The sequence below is a fragment of the Lottiidibacillus patelloidae genome (assembly GCF_002262935.1).
GTDB classification, from domain to species: Bacteria; Bacillota; Bacilli; order Bacillales; family SA5d-4; genus Lottiidibacillus; species Lottiidibacillus patelloidae.
This window is the reverse complement of sequence record NZ_NPIA01000001.1, coordinates 19048-38665: the sequence shown is the minus strand read 5'-3', so window position 1 is coordinate 38665 and position 19618 is coordinate 19048. Positions and strand designations below refer to the sequence as shown.

Below are 19618 nucleotides of genomic sequence, written 5' to 3'. Positions count from 1 at the left end.
CCTCATAATTGAGGAGCCTTTTCCATTTATCTTTTTCCTTTTATATAAGGTGTACCAATAGCTTTTGGAGCATCGGCACGTCCAATAAATCCTGTTAAAGCTACAATTGTTAATACGTATGGCGCAATAGATAAATATACACTTGGTATGTCTTGCAATAATGGTAATGTTCCCCCACTTACTGCTAAAGATTGAGCAAGTCCAAAGAATAATGCTGCTCCTAGAGCACCAATTGGGTTCCATTTACCAAAGATCATCGCTGCTAAAGCAATAAATCCTTGTCCGGCTATCGTTGTTCCACTAAATTGTAGTGAACTAGATAATGCGTAAACAGCTCCACCAAGACCTGCGAATGCACCTGAAAGTAGAACACCAATATAACGCATTTTTGATACATTTATCCCCATAGTATCAGCAGCCATTGGGTGTTCTCCTACTGAACGTAGGCGTAATCCAAATGGTGTTTTGTAAACAACGTACCAAACTACAAATGCTAAGATTATTGCGATATAAGATGTAATCGCGATATTTGTAAAGAATATAGGTCCAATAAAAGGAATATCAGACAATATAGGTAAATCTATTTTTGAAATACTAAACTTTATAACGTCAGTTTGTCCTTTATCAAAAATCTTTCTAACTAAGAATACCGATAAACCTACAGCTAAAAAGTTTAATGCAACCCCACTAACTACTTGGTCAGCACGGAAACTAATTGAAGCAACTGCATGGAATAATGAGAATACTGCTCCAATAATAATTGCGATAATTAAACCAAACCATGGTGATGCATTCCCCATACCTAATCCTTCAAAGTATAAGGAAGCAACAATACCAGTAAATGCACCCATTACCATTAAACCTTCTAATCCAATGTTAACTACACCAGAACGTTCACTGAATACTCCTCCGAGGGCTGTGAAAATAAGGGGAGCTGCATAAAGGATCGTAGATGAGATAATTAATTGTATAATATCCACTTATTTCCCCTCCTTCTGAAAACGATTAATGATGAGACGGATTAGATAGCTTGAAGCTACAAAGAAAATGATAAGAGCTATTACAATCTCAACAAGTTCAGGTGGAACACCAACATTCTCCATGTTAGCAGCACCAAATTTTAGTCCCCCAAATAAACCAGAAGCTAAAACTACACCTAATGCCGTGTTAGCGCCAAGAAGTGCTACTGCGATACCGTCAAATCCAATTCCAGTGAAGTGAGCCATGATAGACATATATTGGAATGTCCCAAGCCCTTCCATTGCACCAGCAGCACCTGCGAATGCACCTGAAATTACCATGGATAATACAATATTGCGATTAACTTTCATTCCTGAATAGTGTGCGCCATGCTGGTTATAACCTACTGCACGTAATTCATAACCAAGCTTCGTTTTCCATAACATGAACCACATTAATACTGCTGCTAATAAAGCTACGATAATTCCGTAATGTAATCTTGAATATTCTGTAATTACCTGTAAATACTCGGAAGCTAATGATGCTGAAGAAGCAATTTTTTCTGTACGCTCCATCCCAGCTTTTAAATAAGTACGAATTAAGTATGCCGTTACATATAATGCAACGTAGTTCATCATAATTGTTGTAATTACTTCATGAATTTTAAATTTAGCTTTTAAGTATCCAGGTATAAATGCCCAAAGCGCTCCTGCAATTGCAGCCGCCATAATAGCCATTGGTAGGTGGATGATTTTAGGTAATTCGAATGTTACTCCGACCCACACTGCTGCAAGCCACCCAACCATTAATTGACCTTCTACACCGATATTAAATAATCCCGTACGGAATGCGAATGCGACTGCAAGTCCTGAAAGAATAAGAGGTGTCATTGTTCTAATTGTTTCACCAAGATATTCAGCATTACCGAAAATACCTTCAATAAGTGCTCCGTAACCTACAATTGGATTGTATCCACTTACTAGCATAATTATTGCACCTACAAAGATACCTAGAAAAACTGCAAATAAGGGGGTATAAATACCCGATAATTTTTTAAGCATTATGCTCCACCTGCTTTCGTACCAGTTGCTTTTGACCCTGCCATTAATAGTCCAAGTTGTTGCTCATCCGTTTCTTTCGGGTCTACTACAGCAACGATCTCGCCTTCATAAATTACTGCGATACGATCGCTCACATTCATAATTTCATCTAATTCAAATGAAATTAGTAAAACTGCTCTTCCTTTGTCTCGCTCTTCAATTAGCTTGCTATGTATAAACTCTATTGCTCCAACATCTAAACCACGTGTCGGTTGCGCAGCAATTAGCAATTCTGGGCTTCGATCAACTTCACGTGCAATAATTGCTTTTTGCTGATTCCCACCTGAAAGTGCACGAGCTGGCGTAAACTCATCAGGAGTACGCACATCATAGCTTGAAATTAGTGATTTTGCCTTTTTAAATATTTCTTTGTAGTTTAAAACACCTTTGTTTGAATAAGGTTTTTGATAATACGTTTGTAAAACCATATTTTCTCCGATAGAAAAATCTAGAATTAATCCATGTTTATGGCGATCTTCTGGAATATGCCCAACACCACTCTCAGTAATTTTTCGTGGAGGTAAATTAGCTACATTTTTATTATTAATTAGCACTTCACCAGCTGCCGTTTTACGTAAGCCTGTAATTGCTTCAATTAATTCCGTTTGACCATTGCCATCAACTCCAGCAATACCAACAATTTCTCCTGCACGTACTTCTAAGTTTAATCCATTCACGGCATTCACATCACGTGAATCTTTTACTTGAAGATTTTTTATTTCAAGCACAGGTTTATCTGGATTTGCTTCAGTCTTTTCAACTTTAAAGTTGACTTCACGGCCAACCATCATAGAAGCTAATTGCTCCTCGTTCGTTTCAGACACATTTACAGTTCCGATTCCTTTACCACGACGAATAACAGTACAGCGGTCACAAACTTCCATAATTTCTTTCAGTTTGTGAGTAATTAAAATAATTGATTTACCTTCCTCAATTAAGCGCTTCATAATTTGAATTAACTCTTTAATTTCTTGCGGAGTTAAAACAGCAGTAGGTTCATCAAATATTAAAATATTAGCACCACGATAAAGTGTTTTCAATATCTCAACACGCTGTTGCATACCAACAGAAATGTCTTCAATTTTAGCAAGTGGGTCAACAGCTAGGCCATATTGCTCTGAGATTTGTTTTACATCATTAACTGCTTTAGCCATGTCGATTTTACCAGCTTTTTTAGGCTCACTACCTAAAATAATGTTCTCGGCAACTGTAAATTTATCTACGAGCATAAAATGTTGGTGGACCATTCCAATTCCTAATTCATTCGCAACATTTGGATCTGTAATTTTTACTGCTTCACCTTCAACGCGAATCTCACCTTTTTCAGGCTGATAAAGCCCAAATAAAACGTTCATCAACGTGGATTTTCCGGCACCATTTTCACCGAGGAGGGCGTGAATTTCTCCTTTTTTTACTTGTAATGTAATATTATCGTTTGCCACGATACCAGGAAATTCCTTCCTAATATTAAGCATTTCAATTACATGTTCCATCGAAATCAACTCCTACATCCATCGGATAATCTTTAAAAAAAGGCTAGCTTTCACTAGCCTTTCAAGTTTTATCTATTATGATTTACTTATTGAACTCACTTTTTTCGAATTCATCATCTGTTTTAGGAACAGTGATTTCTCCGTTAATGATTTTTTGCTTGTACTCTTCAACTTTAGCAAGTGCTTCTTCACTTACATTGTCAGTTGTAGGAGCAATTCCAACACCGCCATCAGCTAAGCTGTAGCTTAATACTTGTCCACCAGGGAAGTTACCTTCTTTTGTCTTCTTAGAAACATCATATACAGCGTTGTCTACACGTTTAACCATTGAAGTTAAAGTAACGTTTTCTGGCATACCTTCTTGATGTTGGTCTTTATCTACACCGATAACCCAAACTTCTTCACCTTTTTTGCTACGATCTTTTGCTTCAGTGAAAGCACCAAGACCAGTACCACCCGCTGCATGATAAATAATATCAGCACCTTGAGAGTACATTGAGTTAGCAATTAATTGTCCTTTTGCAACATCTACAAAGCTGTCTGCATATTGAACAATAATTTTAGCTGAAGGGTTAACTGATTTAACACCAGCTTTGAATCCGTTTTCAAATTTCTTAATTAAGTCGAAGTTTACTCCACCTAAGAAACCAACTTTGTTAGTTTTTGTATGAAGACCTGCAACAACACCTACTAAGAATGAACCTTGCTCTTCAGCGAAAGTGATGTTAGCTACGTTAGGAATTAAGTTTCCTTCGTCATCTGTAACAACCATATCTACGATTGCAAACTTACTTTCCGGCTTTTGAAGTGCTACTTCTTTAACATCTCCAGCCATTAAGAAACCAATACCGAATGAAAGATCAAATCCGTCACGTACTAATTTTTTTAAGTTTGGTTGGTAGTCTGCGTCATTATTTGATTGTAAATATTTGTAACCGTCTTTTTCAGGAATATCGAAATCTTGTCCAAATTTTGTTAAACCTTCCCATGCAGATTGGTTGAATGACTTATCGTCTACTCCACCAGTATCAGTTACCATACCTACTTTAAAGCCATCGTAATCTCCTGTTGTACCAGTTTTGTCATCTGCTCCACCACATGCTGCAAGAAGTGTTCCAGCAGCTAATACAGTAGCCATTAAGAAACTAAATTTCTTCATCTCTGTATTCCCCCCTATAAAATTTTTGTGTTTTGCCTTCATTCATTACCTTTTAACAAATGCAATTACCCCATCACAACATAAGATTTAAAAATCTTCAGTACCGAGTGGATACTGTTAATTTTTCCAATCATATTGATATGATACATTTTTTTATAAAAAAAGAAGTAAACCGCTTTCATCAAAGACTTAACTGAAGTTCGACAAAATACACAAGTTATTCGACATTACTATACCATTAATTACCGTTGTTGAAAATGATTTTTTTACATTTTATATTGAATACTATGGAAATAAAATAATTATATTCACTTTAATTATGTAATAATCTTCACATAGATTACCTTTAGGATAAATTATGTTACAAATTAAAGCAGCAAATTAAAAATCATACAGTGTAAAAAGATGCCAAAATGGCATCTTAAGTGTTAAATACTATCGTTAATACATGTTGTTAAACGCTCTTCAATTTCTAAAGCAATCTCTTTTAACTTTTGGTTATCAACCATTTCGATTAGTGATGATGGTTTAGGCATACCAATTTTAGTTTTTCCTTTTTCATTATAGACAACAATTTTACATGGTAAGAAGTAACCAACTAAAATTTCTTCCTTTAATACGCGTTGTGCTTCTTTAGGGTTACATACTTCTAATACAGTAAATTCATTGTCATATTCAAGGCCTTTTTCATTTAATTTACCTTTGACATCAAAATTCCAAAGTACACCAAACTTTTCCTTCATTAAGTTTTCTTCTAAAGAAGAAATTGCCTCTGTAACAGTCTTATTTGTTTCTACAGTATAGTGAAACATTCTAACACCTACCTATTTTTTATTTAACAAGCTTACCATTCCAGTTAGATATACCACCTTGAACATTAATAAGCTTTGTGTATCCATATTTCTTTAACATATTTGCAGCTTTCATGCTGCGATTTCCACTTCTACAAATAATTACGATTTCAGAATCTAATGGAAGCTCTTCATAGTTGTCTTCTAAAGAACTAAGTGGCATATTAATCATATCATTTATATGCCCTTCTTCAAATTCATATGGCTCTCTTACATCAATAAAAATTGTATTATCGTTAGTACCTTGCATTATACTAGCAAGTTCATCTGTATTAATTTGCGCAATTGTTGTCCCAGGAATATCATTTTCATGATCTACAGACTGACATCCATTCATAATAACACCTAAGAGAATAAATGTTAGTAAGCCAATAATCTTAGGAAATCTCATTACATCCTCCAAGCGCTCATTCCTCCTTTAACATTAGTCACTTTTTTAAATCCATTCTTCTTAAGCAACTTACTAGCCTTGTTGCTTCGCATACCACTTTGACAAATTACAATTACTTCTTTATTTTTATCAAGTTTTGATAATTCCTGGTTTAGCTTGTGTAATGGGATGTTTATAAATTCTTTAATATTTCTTCCTTTATATTCTGCTGGTGTGCGGACATCCACAAACTGTTTATCTATATTTCCTATTTCTTTTTTTAATTCAACTGTTGAAATGTGCTTTACTCCTCTAGCAGGCATCATTCTTACTACGATAAACAATACGAGAAGTGCAAAAAGTATTGTATTCCATTCCATGATGTTTCCTCCTTCATATGTTTAACTACTTCTAATTAAATAATATACCCCTATTGGTATAAAGTCAAATAAAATAGATAGATAGATTGCGATAATACCGATGTACTATTTTGCTAGTTATAGTGCACTAATATATTCAATAGTTCCTTCTTTTTTTTAATAGAATATTATAATATGTATGAAATACGACATATATTTCCAAAAAAGACGAGGTGAACATCTTTGCACATCTTTAAAGTCATAATAAATTCCTTAGTTTTTACAATGGTTATAGTCTTTATGTTTCATACTAGCAAAACAACTGCTACTACCTTCCCAGAAGACCGCAATGGCTTAGGAACACACACAGCATGGTACGATTCTAGTATCGCAGCTTATGGCTATACATATCATTTCGATGCAGCACGAACCTACTGGAATTACAACTCTTCCAAAGTCCATATCAGTAAAAATACTGGCTCTCATAAGAAATATCAAGACCGGTACTATGTGGCGAATTCTGAAGTAAAAGATTTAATTGGTTTGGCAGCATATTACCAATATACATGGTTCTCATCAGAAAATGTTGGATCTAACGATTATTGGGATTACTGTGAAATTGTCATTTATGAAAATAACATGAGAGCCTCAAGTAACTATAGTTCAAATGCCGTTAAAATGAACATCGCTCATGAGATTGGCCATACATTAAAAATGGGCCATGCACCTATGTATTACGGGGCTAATTATTATGATAGTGTCATGAACAAAGGGTTCTACCCTATTTATTCTTCAACAACAGATTATGATAGACAAGAGTTATATTTCAAATGGGGATATTAAAAATCTGGAGGTTATGGTAACAATGTATAAAAAGTGGACCTTTATCAGTACAATAGCTATTTTATTAACCATTTCCTTCTATATAGTTCCTAAACAACAATTAGGAATGAAGGTCATTTCCATACATGCTAATTTCATCGAAGCTACTACACTTGAACAATTAGAAAATAAAACAGATTTAATAGTAATAGCAACTACTAGCCAAGCCTTTTTAGATCGCAAACACGTTTTTAAGTATATGAAAGATAATAATGGGAATGATCTTCCAGGAATTACGGACTTGTTCACTCGAACAGAAATAATAATCGAAAAAATTATTAAACAACCAGAAGATGAGAAATTTGCCATAAACGACAAACTGCAAATAATTGAGCCTATTTCGTATGATGCTAGAAAAAAAGTAAAAGTCACTTTAGCTCATTATGAAGAACTTGAAGTAAATGAAACTTACATTTTATTTTTAGGAAAAAATACTTTTGGTAATTATTCTTTGTTAAATATGAACAACGGGAAATTTAAGTTGAAAAATTTAAATAGCGACTCTAAAGCAAATAACCTACATGATAAGCTTGCAAAACAAGTTCATCAAAAATATAAAGAGAAATATCTAAATTAAAAAAGTTAGCTGTTGCTAACTTTTTTATTCATTAATATACTCTAAATGCAAATCCCCAAACTCTAGTCCATCATCTTCTTTAACTAAATATACTAATTCCTTACCAGCACCAACTATTTTGCTCTTTTTCAAAAGAAATACACGGTAACTATTAGAATTCATTAGTTTCGTTATTCCAATATACTTTAAATCCTCTTGAGTAGTAAATTGACGGATAGCTTCTCTAATGCTCGATGCCTCAATGATAACATTCGTTGCATAATTAACCTTTTTAAATGTGTTTCTACTATTAGTTTCTAGTGTAAAATGAAACTCCTTCATAAAATAACCTCCACCACATTTTTTCTAGCTCTCATTCATTGTCAATTAATAGATAGTATGTAAGTATGATAGATTCTATGTATCCGAGTATAAACTTGCTTAGTATTTTCCATTATGAAAACCGTTAATGTTATTATTTCTATAAATGTTAAAAAATGTATTATGTCTATAATAAGTATTCTAGACTATTCAAAAAGCTATTACAATATTTTTTATATATTAAATTTGCTTTATAATTTATTCCTGTTATACTTAAGAAGTTATTTTTGTTTCGGAATTAATTGTAAAAAAGAAATAGATCTTTCGAAAATTATGATTGAGCAAGAATAGTAATACAAAGTGGATAATAATATCCACGCAGGAGGTACACTCATATGGTACAAGGTAAAGTTAAATGGTTTAATGCAGAAAAAGGTTTCGGATTCATCGAAGTTGACGGTGGAGAAGATGTATTCGTACATTTCTCAGCTATTCAAGGTGAAGGATTCAAATCATTAGAAGAAGGTCAAGAAGTTACTTTCGAAATCGAGCAAGGTCAACGTGGACCTCAAGCTACTAACGTTCAAAAGTAATAAGACTTTTAAGGGACTCCTAATTCAATTAGGAGTCCTTTTTTTACATAATTGTATAAAGCAAAAATAAAAAAGTTATTACAATAGTTAAGATCGTGATGTTAGTTATTAAAAACCTAGATGGTGAAAATTTTTGACTGTTAATTTGTTTAAGTTTACGAAAATAGTTTATCGTTGAAAAAATCATCATAATCATTCCAGTAATTACGGATCCAATACTCATAATAACTGCAATCGTATCAGATATATAACTAGTCTCAATTTCTGTATTAAAATGAAGACTTATCGCTAAAAATCCTATACCAATAATCGCAATAGCTGTTCTTACCCAAGCTAAATATGTTCGTTCATTAGCTAAATGTTGTTCCGTATACTTTGAAGCAATTGTTTTTTCTTCCATATTCTTTCTTCACCTACATTTTTACTACTAGTTTCTTTTATTTTCTACACTTTATCTCTTTTCCATTCGTAAAAAAACCACCCACATAAATGGATGGCTGTTATTATTGCTATTTACATGTAGTTTCAACTGTTTGTATTAAGTGCTTTAACAGCTTTAACGCCTGATCAATTGCCAACATATAATACCGCTGCGTCCCTTTTTGTTCAATTGAAACTAGATTATTATCGCGAAGTATCTTTAAGTGATGAGAAACAGCTGGCCTTGAAAGCGTTAACTTCTCAGTTATCTCATTCACACTAAGCTTTTCATTCTCTGCTAACATTAAAATAATATCTTGCCTGGCAGGATCGCTTAATGATTGAAATAAAGGAATACTTGAACGAAATACTTCTATAGCTTCCTGTCCCATTTGTATTCACCATCCTTTTATTTCTTCGTAGCCATACGCTTTGAGATTTTTGGTACAGCTTTCCGTGGAAGAAATTTAACTCCTAGAGCAGAAGCTTTATTTAAACTACCAGTAATAACCGTGCTTTTCCCGCTTAATAATGCTTTATATGCTTGTTTCGCCACAACTTCTGCTTCCATCGCCTCTTTGAACACTTTCGTTTCAGCCGCATTTGCTACAGATCCAAAATTAGTTTTTGTTGCTCCAGGACAAAGGGCCGTTACAGAAATATTCCTTCCGTTTAATTCTTCATTTAAAGCTTCCGAAAAAGATAATACATAGGCTTTTGTCGCAGCGTAAACTGCCATCATTGGTACTGGAAGGAATGCTGCAAGACTTGCAACGTTTAAAATTTTTCCACTTCCTTTTCGTTTCATTTCAGGAAGGAAATAATGAGTCATTTGTGTCAGAGTAGAAATGTTTAAGTTAATCATTTCTGTTTGCTTTTCAACTGAAAGTTCGTCAAACGACCCTAATAGACCGAAGCCAGCGTTGTTCACTAATACATCAATCGATATACCCTCAGTTTTCAATTCTTCATATATTTCTTTTGAGGCACCTTTTAAACTTAAGTCCTTTTTAATAATAGTAATATTAATGTTATTAAAAGTTTGTTTTATTTCATTTAGTTTCTTTTCATTTCGTGCTACTAATACAAGATTGTAGCCATCCTTTGCAAAAAGTTTAACAAATTCGTACCCTAATCCGCTTGACGCGCCTGTAATTAATGCTGTTTTTGTCATTCTTCTGCCTCCTAATTGATCTTTCGTTTAAACGTTTAAGTATTTAAACATATTATCATTCATTCGTTTACTGAAAACAATGGATGAACTTGGATAAGCCAAAAAATAATAAAAGAATCAAGCTCACATTAGTAGCTTGATTCTTTTTCTTTTTTAGATATTAATAAACTTAAGCTAACGAGCGTTACGAAAATTGTTGCACCCATGTCTGCTAAAATCGCTATCCATAACGTTAACCAGCCTGGAATTGTTAATAATAATGCGATGACTTTTAACCCAAGCGAAATCGAAATGTTAAACTTAATAATCTTGTTCATTCTTTTAGCTATCTTAATTGCATTAGGAAGCTTTCCTAAATGGTCTTGCATTAAAACAATATCTGCTGTTTCAATTGCACTATCAGTTCCTTTACCCATGGCAATACCTAAATCAGCAACTGCTAAGGCAGGTGCATCATTAATGCCATCTCCTACCATCGCTACAGTTTCATGCTGTCTTAACTCTTTTATTTTTTCCACCTTTTGTTCTGGTAGTTGATTGGTGAAAAATGTCTTCACTCCTACAGAATCCGCAACATTTTTGGCGGTTTTATGATGATCTCCAGTAAGCATTACCGTATCCTTAATTCCCGCTTGGTGCAATCCAAAAATTACTTCTCTACTCTCCTGACGAATTTCATCAGTAATCCCGATAATTCCCAATACTTTCTTTTCATCAGAAACAATAACTAATGTAAAGCCCGCTTCCTTTAGGCGATTAATATCTTCTTGGACTACGTTTGTCGGGTTGATGTGTACAATTGTTTTTTCATTTCCAATAAAGTAGCGTTGTTCATTTATTTTTGCTACAATTCCTTGCCCAGAAATCGTTTCAATTTCCTCTGCTTCACTAAAAATTATTCCCTCTTGCTTCACTTTTTTCATGATTGCTTTTGCAAGAGGATGTGAGGATGTACTCTCGATACTTGCAGCAATTTCTAAAAAGTTTTCTTCATATTCAACAACTGTAGATACGTACGGTTCACCTTTTGTGAGCGTTCCTGTTTTATCAAATGCGATAACCGATATTTTCCCCAACTGCTCAAGGAACACCCCACCTTTTACTAAAATACCGTTACGAGCATTTCTAGTAATACCAGCAACAATTGCAATAGGAGATGATAAAATTAATGCACATGGGCAACCGACAATAAGTACTGCTAACCCTTGATAAATCCAAGTTTGCCAATCACCGCTCAAGAATAGTGGAGGAATAAACATAACAATTACTGCAATAATCATTACAAGTGGAGTATAGTACTTAGCAAAACGATTAATAAACAATTCAGTTGGCGTTTTCGTCTCTTGCGCCTCTTCCACTAAATGCAATATTTTAGCTAGTGAAGAGTCTACAAAAGCTTTAGTTATTTTAACTTTCAGTACACCTTCGTTATTAATACTTCCTCCGAATACGTTTTCCCCAATTTCTTTTTCGACTGGCAAAGATTCCCCTGTAATAGCGGCTTCATTTACAGAGCTTTTCCCTTCAAGAACTACTCCATCTGAAGGAATCTTTTCACCTGCTTTTACTAAAACGATATCTCCTTTTTTTAACTCTTTAATAGGAACAATCTTCTCTTGACCATTGTCGATTAATACCGCTTCTTTTGGTGCGACTTGAAGGAGTTTTTCCATTGATCTACGAGCTTTTTCCATCCCTAATCCTTCAAGAAATTCATTAAGTCCAAATAATATAGCGACTACCGTTGCTTCTTTCCATTCCCCAATAGCAATGGCTCCAATTAATGCAACAGTCATTAATGTATCAATGTTAAATTTTAGTTTAATTAGATTTTTAGCTCCTCGAATAAACGTGCTGTATCCACTAATCGTAATTGATACAATATATAATGCTATCTCAGCCCATGAAGGTATATATTTCGAAAGAAACATTGTCAATATAAATAGGGCAGTTGAAATAATTAGTAAAAGTTTCATGTTGCTCCCGTAGTCATGATTGTGAGAATGTTCCTCATTACCAGATTCCTTCACTATTGACGCTCCATCATTTGCTAATATTTGTTCAACCTTCTGCATATTAACTTTCTCATCTATTTTTAACTTAGATGAATTAAATAATACTGCTGCCGAATCACCATGGTCGAGTTGTTTTATTTGTTTTTCTATGTCAGCTGCACAATTTGCACAACTTAAACCTTGTAGTTTATGTTCTTTCATCTTAACTCCCCCCATTCTCTATCAATTTTAATGATGTTGTGCATGGGTAATTGTTTGTTCAAGTAAATTCATTACGTGCTCATCATCATGCGAATAATAAAAAGTTGTACCTTCTCTACGGTACTTCACTAGTCGCAAGTTCTTTAAAAACCTAAGCTGATGAGATACTGTTGACTGCAACATTCCCAATTTATTAGCAATATCATTTACTGATAATTCTTGCTGTGAAAGAAGGTGCAAAATTCGAATTCGTGTTGGATCTGACAGTGCTTTAAAGGTTTGCGAAACGATAAATAATGTTTCTTCATCTAATTGTTCCTGTTTTAATTTACTTTTATTTAACTTCGAATCATCCATTTATTATTCTCCTTTAAGAAAAGCTCCCTTTATATGAGCATATGTTCATATATAATATATTATTAATGTAGCAAAAATGTGCTTTAAAATCAAAAGATACATTTTCTTAAAATCAAACAATTCCTGCCAATAAGTGATAAATTTTTCATTTTTCAGAATAAAACACATATTAATGGTATACTGTATTGGGAAAAATGATTATATAAATATGTAAATTTTCGATTTGTCAGAGAGGGATTCTCTTTTAATAGGAGGACTATCATGAAGACTTCAAAAGTTCTATTTTCACTGATAACAATACTAATATTGCTAACTAATGGAATCATACAATCGCAACATGAAATAAACAGAGGATATGCCTCATCACCTCTATCTGTAGTAATTAATGAAATTGCTTGGATGGGGACTAGCTTAAATTATAATAGTGAATGGATTGAATTATATAACAATTCGGCTACAGAGATTATTTTAGATGGATGGGTGCTTATAGCTGGTGACGGGTCCCCCGAGATTGTTTTACAAGGAAGCATTGCTGCAAATGGATATTTCTTATTAGAACGGACTGATGATTCGTCAACAAATATAACTGCAGACCAAGTATACACTGGAAGTTTAGAAAATAGTGGAGAAACTCTAACACTATATGATTCTACTAATATACAAACTAGAAATTTGATAGATCAGGTAGATATGTGGCATGCAGGAAATAACACTACTAAATCTACTATGGAAAGAACAGATGGTACTATTGAAGGAAATGTACCAACAAACTGGAATGATTCCATTTCTCTATATACAGGTGGCTATGGAACTCCTAGAGCTCTTAACTCAAAATCAAATAATCCAAATCGGAAAGTTAAGGCAACTCCATTAGAATTGACTGAACATACATTAGATGGAAATGTTATTTCACTGAATCTTCAAAATGATACATACTCAACAAATGTCGCGTCATCTATAACGTTGAATAACCCACCACCTGGAACATTGATTGGTAGTGTTGAAAGATATAACGACTATTCTGTACATGTAACATTGCAATATGATGGTACAAATTTTGATGTCGATATTACTAATTTTAGTTTTACTGTATTGGATAACGGCTTAGTCGGGACCGGTAACCTCACATCTAATAGTATTACTGTTAAAGCGATGAACACAGTAGAAGGAACACAAGGTTATACTGCGACAGGAGATTCTTACCCTACGTTAATTGAGATGACTGGGTATAACATTCGCGAAAAAAGACTTTATATTAACTCAGCACTACATACGGAAAAAGATGTAACAAATAAAACAGCAACTTTTTATTATTTTATAAAAGTTTATGATGAATTTAGTAATGTAATTGGTAATCTTGGTGATATCTCTAATCCGATTGCAGTTACTGGCAACCTTGGTAGTTCTGATGTTGATATAAAAAATATTAATCTATTACTAACGCAAGACTTACCCGCAGCTTATAGGATCGTCATTGTCATTAAAAGTGTTTCTATTAATTAACAAATTAATTATTTATTAGTAGTAAATGATATATTTATCTGAAAATAGCGAATTTTGTCAAAAAAACCTTTTATTTCCCCTTTTTATTATCTATAATTAAGTATGTGTTATAAATTATAGATTTATTGGGGGAATACAAAATGTTAAAAAGGTTATTTAAACTAAGCACTTTTGTTTTAACTGCAACACTTATTTTCATGAACATCCCAGTTTTTGCTGAAAGTAATACAAAAGGCGATACGACTGTTGAAGGGGATACAACTAGATTTGTTACAGGTGCTGCATATGCTTCACAAATTGAAATAGCTGGGTATAACTTTAAAACCGGAAAACTATATATGAATTTAGAATTCGATATGCCAAGTGACTCTACTAGTACATTAAATTATTATGTAAACGTTTATAACAATTCTTCAAATAATATTGGTGCCAAAGGAACAGATGCAACGCCTGAAACAGTTAGTTATACTGCAGGTGCAACGACTGTCACAGCAGCCAATGTAGAGGTATCATTATCTGAAGCATTAACTGCAGGATATCGTACAGTTGTAACTGTTGAATCTCGTAATTAATTTAATTATCAAATTGTATACAATCCTCAGCAATAGTTGGTGAAATTTCATGGAAACTAAACACAATAACAAAGACATTATATATAACTTGCAAGAAAGTAGTTTAGATTCTCACGGAAAAATAAAAAAGACAAAAAAATTCTTGATAACATTACTTTTCATAACAGTAATTATAGCGTTGTTATCTTCTTATTATTCCTATAGTAAATATTTATCTGCTATCACACCTAATGAAACATACTATTCTACTGAATTTGAAGAATTGTCCCTTAATTGGACTTCATTTGATGCTACTCATCTCGAAGACTATCACGGGCAAAACGGGGTTGTAAAACTTGCAAGAAACGAGTACTTTAGCCCTAACATGATGACTACTGAAGGATTAAATAGTATCCAATCCGATACTTTTGTTTATCACTTTAAAGCTCGATTACATTCATTTACACAATCGTCTGTAACTTTATCTACGTTATATTTTCCAACAGGACCTATAACAATTGTTGCTAATAAAGACCATCAGTTAGGAATAGCTACAGATTTTAGTGCTGAACCTATATACTCTAGCTCAGAAGAGATCAAGAAAGATACTTGGGAAGATATATACGTTTATGTTGATGGTCTTGGTAATGAAGTAAGTTTATATTTGAATAATAATAAATTAATGACGATTCCTTATAAAGGTGAAACATACCCATTACAAGAGCTTTGGTTTGGTTCTATCTGGGTTGGTGGCGCTGGTGGGTATGGCATTCCTACTGATATTGCATTTGACAGTATCCAAATTGGAAATGAGGCTCTCTTACCACAACCATCTTATATAAACTTTCTCGTTTCAACTTTTACGAACTAAGATATAAAAAGGAACAATCCATCATGGATTGTTCCTTTTTTCTTTAGTTTAAAAGATTGTAAGTCATCATCTTACACATGCTCAACATTTTCCTCATTATTGAAAAAGCTTTTCAACGAATGATACACATCCGCTTTTTGCTTCAATATATAATACTTAAACTTCTCGTTTTCAATATTTTTGTAGGCAGACATTAATGTGGAGTGACGGTTGTATTGGTATAGATGTCTAGGATATACCCTCTTACTTTGTTAATTTTTAAACTACTTATTTAATTTTACTTACCTGTTAATAAAGTCCAAAACTCTAACTACCATTTGTTTTTCTTTTTTATATGCAAACACTAAAAATCCATTATTAAACCTCGGTTTCGAAAGAATAGTTGTATTTGGGTTCAATTTATATTCAGTGTTTGTTTTTAGGTCAACTAGTAAAATTTCACTCATTCCTATTCTATACACTAACGTGTTCTTATCTATAAAAATAGGTGTGTCATATGTTTTTTCTGAACTAGGTACAGAGGAATCTTTATTGCCACTAACAGAATAGACTAAAGCACCAAGTTTTAAGTCATCGTATTTGTAGACATTTACTAAATCTATACCAGTAAGAGCAACATAATTTTCGTTTATAGTTATGTCTAATAAGTTTGTAAGGTTACTAACTACTTTTTCTGTCTTGTCGTTATTTAGAAGAAGTTCGAATTGTTTATCACCATCTAAAAAAGTTGACTTGTATACTAATGAATTATTCTTATTTTGTGAATAATAAATTAAGTAGTTTCCATTGTAACCATCTTTTTCATGTAATTGGTCAATTATAATTTTTTGTTTTCCTACTTTATCGTTGTATTTAAACAAAGTTGATTCTGTTATTTCGTTTTCTAGTGTATGATATTCAATCCAATATACATTTTCATTATCAGATACTAACGTCGGGATTTCGTTTCCTCTCTTACTAATACCTTCATCTATTTTTATTACTGAATCATCCTTCAGGTTTAACTTTTTAATCTCCCAAATTATACCTTCCTTTTGACGTGTATACTCTGTCCAGTATATATAATTAGATAATCCCACAACATTTCCACTTGTATTAAAAGTATGTACTAATTCACATGAAGTATAATTATCTACATTTTTAGATAAAAATATATAAGTTTTGCCATCATGACGGCTTTTAATGTATAGATCGCCATTGTTATTAACATAAACTGGTGCCATGAACTGTTCTGTTGAACAATTTTCTAATTGTAACTCCTTATTTCCTAAGAGCACCTTATTTAGATTACTAGCTAAAGATTCACTTTCTATAGGGGTACTATTTACATTGTTATTATCTAATTCAGTAACTTTACTAGTCTCTGATATATTTGGCGTTAATAAAAGGTAGAGTATTACTGTCAATGACAGTAATAAAAAGATAAATAATAAAGATTTCTTATTCATGTAGTCCTCCTAAATATGAAGAGGGAAAAAATATATCGTTTCCCTCTGAACACAAGATGTTAATGAATGAATTCTTGACGAGAGTGATTGAAATTTGCATATAAACACCGGATAAAGGATGCCATACATTCCCAAGTGGAACACCTCTATCTCCTTGATCATATGGATCAGTAAGTCTTATTTGTTCTGAAGAAGAGTCTCTAATATCATACCCTGAAACATTAAGTATATGGCCTTTCACAGAACCTTTATAGATTGGCATGTAATCTTCCTTTTATTATTTATAACCTAATTATAACGGATTTTAATAAAACATATATTGGGAAATACAACAAAAACTTCATACATAAATTAAGAAAATATATGAAATTTATGGAAAACTTAAACTGACTATGTAATTAGTAAGATATTAACTTTATTTAAAATGATAGTATCAACGAACAAAAAAGAATGTAAGATCGATATCTCACATTCTCACTTTAATCGTTATTTACACATGTTCAACATTTTCTTCATTATTAAAAAAGCTTTTCAACGAATGATACACATCCGCTTTTTGCTTTAAGATATAATACTTAAACTTTTCATTTTCAATATTTTTGTAGGCAGACATTAATGTGGAGTGACGGTTGTATTGATTGACTTCCCCATACCCAAACAGGTTGGAAACTTTCATTATTTCATCGACGAGTTTTAAGCAGCGAGCATTGTCTGACGTTAAGTTATCTCCATCTGAAAAGTGGAATGGATATATATTATATTTTTGCGGGCTATATTTACTGTTTATGAGCTCTAAGGCTTTTCTGTAAGCAGATGAACAAATCGTTCCACCACTTTCACCTTTTGTAAAAAACTCATCCTCTGTAACTACCCTAGCTTCTGTATGATGCGCAATAAACTCAATTTCAACCGTTTCATACTTAGTTCGTAAAAACCGCGACATCCAAAAGAAGAAACTTCTTGCCATATACTTTTCAAAGTTACCCATCGACCCACTCGTATCCATCATCATTAATACGACTGCTTTTGATTCTGGCTTTATCGTTTCCGTCCATGTTTTAAATCGCAAGTCATCATTCGTTATTGGAGCAACTTTCGTTTCTCCCTTTAACGAGTTACGCTTTAAAGCAGATAATATCGTTCTTTTCTTATCTACATTTCCCATTAGGCCTGTTTTACGGATATCATTAAATTCGATATTTTCTACAACGATATTTTGTTCTTCTTTTTGCTTTAGATTCGGTAATTCAAGCTCTTTAAAGAGCATTTCCTCAAGTTCAACCATGGAAACTTCCGCTTCAAAATAGTCTTCACCAGGCTTATCTCCTGCACCTTGACCTTTTCCTGCTCCATCCTTACCTTGTTGCGGTGATCCATCCCTCGCAACAACATCGCCTATTTGACTGTCCCCATCACCTTGACCGACATTTTTATTTTTATCGTAATTGTACCTTATTTTATATTCATCTAAAGATCTTATTGGTATCTTAACTACATCGTTGCCATTAGACATAACGATACTTTCTTCACTAACTAAATCTGGTAAATTATTTTTTATTGCATCTTGCACTCTATCTTGATGTCGCTTCTGGTCCTCGTGACCTTTGCGATGGAGGGACCAGTTCTCTTGCGAAATCACAAAGTTTTTAGAGTTCGAGTGTTTTTTATTCACTCTTTCTCCCTCCTTTTCATTTTTTGTTATTAGATGTTTCTTTTCATGAATTGTTATTACAGATTATCGAAAAATAATAATAGAGTTACTTTTATATTATGCACGTTCGCGCAATAATTGACAGTTTATTCAGACTATTTAACTTATAAAAAAAGAACATGAACTTTCATGCTCTTCATTACCTCATTATTTTAAATTGATTCAATGGCCAGTAGCGCATATTAACTTCTCCTACAACGTCATCTAGCTTTACAAAACCGATATGTCTACTATCCTTACTAAACCTACGATTATCACCTAAAACAAATATATGACCTTCTGGCACAATTGTTACACCTGTCACATGCCTTAGTTGAAAATCTCCGGTAAGTTTTCCGATATTTAAACTCTCTTTATATTCTTCTAAGTATTTTTCTTCAATACTTTCACCATTTATGTATAGTTTATCATCTTTATATTCAACGGTTTCTCCAGGGAGACCGATCACTCGCTTTATAAAATCCTCTTGTTCATTAGCATGAAATACAATTAAATCAAAACGTTCAGGCTCCCATATGTAATAACCAATTTTATTAATTACCAATCTGTCACCTTCTTCAACGGTAGGTAACATCGATACTCCATATACTTCATAGCTGGAGAACAAAAAAGTTCGCAATACAAATGCTACTAATAATCCAATAATGATTGCTTTTAACCATTCCAGTGATTTTTTCCGTTTGAGCATATTAATTCCTCCAACCTCTACCCCTTATTGTATCA

At 33.1% G+C, this 19618-nt stretch carries 22 protein-coding genes and 1 pseudogene; 6 read left to right on the top strand and 17 right to left on the bottom strand.

Going from position 1 to position 19618, the window contains the following annotated elements:
* Positions 1–26: 26 nt before the first annotated feature.
* The 7 genes from CIB95_RS00295 to CIB95_RS00265 form a co-directional block, all read right to left on the bottom strand.
* Positions 27–980: an ABC transporter permease gene (locus CIB95_RS00295; RefSeq protein ID WP_094920333.1), complete on the bottom strand. Its 954-nt coding sequence runs from the start codon at positions 978–980 to the stop codon at positions 27–29.
* A complete protein-coding gene (locus CIB95_RS00290; RefSeq protein WP_094920331.1) occupies positions 981–2021 on the bottom strand; it encodes an ABC transporter permease in 1041 nt (346 codons plus the stop codon). It lies immediately after the preceding gene.
* On the bottom strand, positions 2021–3553 hold the full coding sequence (locus CIB95_RS00285) for an ABC transporter ATP-binding protein (RefSeq protein ID WP_094920328.1): 1533 nt from the start codon (positions 3551–3553) through the stop codon (positions 2021–2023). Before CIB95_RS00285 ends, CIB95_RS00290 begins: the two co-directional genes overlap by 1 nt.
* 82 nt (positions 3554–3635) lie before the next feature.
* Positions 3636–4712: a BMP family lipoprotein gene (locus CIB95_RS00280; RefSeq protein WP_094920325.1), complete on the bottom strand. Its 1077-nt coding sequence runs from the start codon at positions 4710–4712 to the stop codon at positions 3636–3638.
* Positions 4713–5140: 428 nt separating this feature from the next.
* Complete coding sequence (locus CIB95_RS00275; protein WP_094920322.1) at positions 5141–5524, bottom strand: DUF302 domain-containing protein; 384 nt, start codon at positions 5522–5524, stop codon at positions 5141–5143.
* A 19-nt stretch (positions 5525–5543) separates the two neighbouring features.
* A complete protein-coding gene (locus CIB95_RS00270) occupies positions 5544–5954 on the bottom strand; it encodes a rhodanese-like domain-containing protein (RefSeq protein ID WP_233143861.1) in 411 nt (136 codons plus the stop codon).
* A complete protein-coding gene (locus tag CIB95_RS00265) occupies positions 5954–6313 on the bottom strand; it encodes a rhodanese-like domain-containing protein (protein ID WP_094920319.1) in 360 nt (119 codons plus the stop codon). The genes CIB95_RS00270 and CIB95_RS00265 overlap by 1 nt, the downstream gene beginning before the upstream one ends.
* A 279-nt stretch (positions 6314–6592) precedes the next feature.
* On the opposite strand from CIB95_RS00265, the gene CIB95_RS00260 reads away from it, so the two are divergent.
* Positions 6593–7135: a zinc metalloprotease gene (locus CIB95_RS00260; protein WP_142296439.1), complete on the top strand. Its 543-nt coding sequence runs from the start codon at positions 6593–6595 to the stop codon at positions 7133–7135.
* A gap of 22 nt (positions 7136–7157) precedes the next feature.
* Positions 7158–7751 (top strand): hypothetical protein, encoded by a 594-nt coding sequence (locus tag CIB95_RS00255; RefSeq protein WP_094920313.1) that lies wholly within the window; start codon positions 7158–7160, stop codon positions 7749–7751.
* A 24-nt stretch (positions 7752–7775) separates the two neighbouring features.
* On the opposite strand, the gene CIB95_RS00250 is transcribed toward CIB95_RS00255, so the two are convergent.
* On the bottom strand, positions 7776–8072 hold the full coding sequence (locus tag CIB95_RS00250; RefSeq protein WP_094920310.1) for a hypothetical protein: 297 nt from the start codon (positions 8070–8072) through the stop codon (positions 7776–7778).
* Positions 8073–8446: 374 nt separating this feature from the next.
* On the opposite strand from CIB95_RS00250, the gene CIB95_RS00245 reads away from it, so the two are divergent.
* Entirely contained in the window at positions 8447–8644 is a 198-nt protein-coding gene (locus tag CIB95_RS00245; protein ID WP_094920308.1) for a cold-shock protein, read from the top strand.
* 43 nt (positions 8645–8687) lie between these two features.
* Here CIB95_RS00245 and CIB95_RS00240 read toward each other — a convergent pair whose 3' ends face one another.
* The 5 genes from CIB95_RS00240 to CIB95_RS00220 form a co-directional block, all read right to left on the bottom strand.
* Entirely contained in the window at positions 8688–9044 is a 357-nt protein-coding gene (locus CIB95_RS00240) for a YidH family protein (RefSeq protein WP_094920305.1), read from the bottom strand.
* A 109-nt stretch (positions 9045–9153) separates the two neighbouring features.
* Positions 9154–9456 carry an ArsR/SmtB family transcription factor gene (locus CIB95_RS00235; protein ID WP_094920302.1) on the bottom strand — a complete coding sequence of 101 codons (303 nt, stop codon included), beginning with the start codon at positions 9454–9456 and terminating at the stop codon, positions 9154–9156.
* Positions 9457–9473: 17 nt separating this feature from the next.
* Positions 9474–10238, bottom strand: a complete 765-nt coding sequence (locus CIB95_RS00230) for an SDR family NAD(P)-dependent oxidoreductase (protein ID WP_094920299.1) — start codon at positions 10236–10238, stop codon at positions 9474–9476.
* 128 nt (positions 10239–10366) lie between these two features.
* The gene (locus CIB95_RS00225; RefSeq protein WP_094920296.1) at positions 10367–12454 is read right to left on the bottom strand and encodes a heavy metal translocating P-type ATPase; all 2088 of its coding nucleotides are present in this window, start codon (positions 12452–12454) and stop codon (positions 10367–10369) included.
* 27 nt (positions 12455–12481) lie between these two features.
* Positions 12482–12811, bottom strand: coding sequence for an ArsR/SmtB family transcription factor (locus CIB95_RS00220; RefSeq protein ID WP_094920293.1), 330 nt, complete (start codon positions 12809–12811; stop codon positions 12482–12484).
* A gap of 261 nt (positions 12812–13072) precedes the next feature.
* Between CIB95_RS00220 and CIB95_RS00215 the strand changes: the two genes are divergently transcribed.
* The 3 genes from CIB95_RS00215 to CIB95_RS00205 all read left to right on the top strand — a co-directional run bounded on the left by CIB95_RS00215 (position 13073) and on the right by CIB95_RS00205 (position 15736).
* The gene (locus CIB95_RS00215; protein WP_094920290.1) at positions 13073–14314 is read left to right on the top strand and encodes a lamin tail domain-containing protein; all 1242 of its coding nucleotides are present in this window, start codon (positions 13073–13075) and stop codon (positions 14312–14314) included.
* A 140-nt stretch (positions 14315–14454) separates the two neighbouring features.
* On the top strand, positions 14455–14886 hold the full coding sequence (locus tag CIB95_RS00210; protein ID WP_094920287.1) for a hypothetical protein: 432 nt from the start codon (positions 14455–14457) through the stop codon (positions 14884–14886).
* Between the two features lie 49 nt (positions 14887–14935).
* The gene (locus CIB95_RS00205; RefSeq protein WP_094920284.1) at positions 14936–15736 is read left to right on the top strand and encodes a hypothetical protein; all 801 of its coding nucleotides are present in this window, start codon (positions 14936–14938) and stop codon (positions 15734–15736) included.
* Positions 15737–15807: 71 nt separating this feature from the next.
* Here CIB95_RS00205 and CIB95_RS16375 read toward each other — a convergent pair.
* From CIB95_RS16375 to lepB, 4 genes and pseudogenes are all read right to left on the bottom strand, one after another.
* Positions 15808–15954 (bottom strand): annotated as a pseudogene (locus CIB95_RS16375) (sporulation protein YhbH); the annotation flags it as partial.
* 63 nt (positions 15955–16017) lie between these two features.
* Positions 16018–17184: a hypothetical protein gene (locus CIB95_RS00195; protein ID WP_094920281.1), complete on the bottom strand. Its 1167-nt coding sequence runs from the start codon at positions 17182–17184 to the stop codon at positions 16018–16020.
* 490 nt (positions 17185–17674) lie between these two features.
* Positions 17675–18856: a sporulation protein YhbH gene (gene yhbH / locus CIB95_RS00185; protein ID WP_094920277.1), complete on the bottom strand. Its 1182-nt coding sequence runs from the start codon at positions 18854–18856 to the stop codon at positions 17675–17677.
* A 178-nt stretch (positions 18857–19034) separates the two neighbouring features.
* Positions 19035–19589 carry a signal peptidase I gene (gene lepB, locus CIB95_RS00180; RefSeq protein ID WP_408607177.1) on the bottom strand — a complete coding sequence of 185 codons (555 nt, stop codon included), beginning with the start codon at positions 19587–19589 and terminating at the stop codon, positions 19035–19037.
* Between the last annotated feature and the right edge of the window lie 29 nt (positions 19590–19618).